1 protein-coding gene is annotated in these 2259 nt (G+C 69.5%); it reads left to right on the top strand.

All coding sequences use genetic code 11. The features are described 5' to 3' along the window. The coding region (locus tag GTP69_RS30775; protein WP_161058424.1) for an error-prone DNA polymerase at positions 1 to 2259 on the top strand (2259 nt) is incomplete at both ends.

The following is a 2259-nucleotide window of genomic DNA, read 5'->3' as shown; positions in this document are numbered from 1 at the left end:
CCTGGCTGCTGCAGAACGCCCCCGGCCGCGCGCGCATCGCGCTGGCGCTGCACTTCCGCTCGCGCGACGAGGAACACAAGGCCAGCGTGTGCGCCGTCGCCGCCCAGTTCGCGCTGCCCGTGGTCGCCACCGGCGACGTCGTCATGCATGTGCGCTCGGCCAAGCCGCTGCAGGACACCATGACGGCGATCCGCCACGGCGTACCGGTGGCGCGCTGCGGCTACCGCCTGGCCGCCAACGCCGAGCAGCACCTGCGCTCGCGCCTGCGCTTGGGCAACCTGTACACGCGCGACATGCTGGCCGAAAGTGTGCGCGTGGCCCAGCTGTGCACCTTCTCGCTCGACGAACTGCGCTACGACTACCCGGTCGAAATCGTGCCGCCGGGCCAGACGCCGGCCGACTACCTGCGCGCGCAAGCCTATCTCGGCGCGCACTGGCGCTACCCGCACGGCATCCCCGCCGCCGTGCAGGACCTGCTCGAGCGCGAACTGCAGCTGATCGCCGAACTGCAGTACGAAAGCTATTTCCTGACCGTCTACGACATCGTCCGCTACGCGCGCGCCAAGAACATCCTGTGCCAGGGCCGCGGCTCTGCCGCCAACAGCGCCGTCTGCTACTGCCTCGGCGTCACCGCGGTCGACCCGGCGCGCGGCACGCTGGTGTTCGAGCGCTTCATCTCCAAGGAGCGCAACGAACCACCCGACATCGACGTCGACTTCGAGCACCAGCGGCGCGAGGAAGTCATCCAGTACATCTACGGCAAATACGGCCGCGACCGCGCGGCGCTGACGGCGGTGGTCATCAGCTACCATCCGAAGAGCGTGCTGCGCGACGTCGGCACCGCACTCGGCGTCGACCTGGCCATCGTCGACAAGGTCGCCAAGGCCGGCCACAGCTGGGGCGGGCGCACCGAGCTGGCCGAGCGCATGGTCAGCTGCGGCCTCGACCCGGCCTCCGATATCGCCTATAAATGGACCTACCTGGCCGAGCACATGATGCGCTTCCCGCGCCACATGTCGCAGCACCCGGGCGGCTTCGTCATCGCCCACAGCAAGCTGTCGCGCCTGGTGCCGGTGGAAAACGCCCGCATGGCGGACCGCACCGTGGTGCAGTGGGACAAGGACGACCTTGACGCGGTCGGCCTGCTGAAGATCGACATCCTGGCGCTGGGCATGCTCAGCGCGATGCGGCGCACGCTGGAGCTGCTGTCCGGGCTGCGCGGCGAACGCGTCGAGCTGCACAACATCCCACACGAGGATCCGGCAACCTACGACATGATCTGCCGCGCCGACACGGTCGGCGTGTTCCAGATCGAGAGCCGCGGCCAGATGTCGATGCTGCCGCGGCTGCGCCCGCGCACCTTCTACGACCTGGTGATCGAGGTCGCCATCATCCGTCCCGGCCCGATCCAGGGCGGCATGATCCACCCCTACCTGCGGCGCCGCAACGGCACCGACCCGGTCACCTACCCCAGCGCGGCGATCCAGGGCGTGCTGGAGCGCACGCTGGGCATCCCGATCTTCCAGGAGCAAGTGATGCAGATCGCCATGGTGGCGGCCGGCTTCAGCGCCGGCGAGGCCGACCAGCTGCGCCGCGCGATGGCCGCCTGGAAGCGCAAGGGTGGGCTGGAGCAGTTCGAGGACAAGCTGATGGCCGGCATGGCCGAACGCGGCTATACCAGCGCGTTCGCCGCCGCCATCGTCGCCCAGATCCGCGGCTTCAGCGACTACGGCTTTCCTGAATCGCACGCCGCCAGCTTCGCGCTGCTGGCCTACGCCTCCAGCTGGATGAAATGCCACGAGCCGGCGGCCTTCCTCACCGCCCTGCTCAACAGCCAGCCGATGGGTTTCTACAGCCCCTCGCAGCTGGTGCAGGACGCCGTGCGCCACGGCGTCGAGGTGCGCCCCGTCGACGTCACCGTCAGCGGCTGGGAAGCCGCGCTGGAGCCGTCCGGCCGCCCGCAGCACGCCGTGCGCCTCGGCTTCAACAACATCCGCGGCATGCAGCAGGACGCAGCCTGGCGCATCGAAGAGGCGCGCGCCGTCCAGCCCTTCCGCGACCTGCACGACCTCGGCGTGCGCGCCGGCCTCGACGCCACCCAGTTGAAGCTGCTGGCCAGCGCCAACGCGCTGGCGCCGTTCGGCGCCGTCCTTGCGGATGAATTTGAACTCGTGGCGCGCGGCCTGGCCCTGCTGGCGGCGCGCGATATTGCGTTCGAGGATGGTGCGGCCCTCCTCGTCCATAAAGGCCACCAGCGGC

The organism is Duganella levis (assembly GCF_009857605.1).
GTDB lineage: Bacteria > Pseudomonadota > Gammaproteobacteria > Burkholderiales > Burkholderiaceae_D > Rugamonas > Rugamonas levis.
The sequence above is the reverse complement of the archived record's forward strand: the minus strand, read 5'-3'. Positions and strand labels throughout refer to the sequence as shown.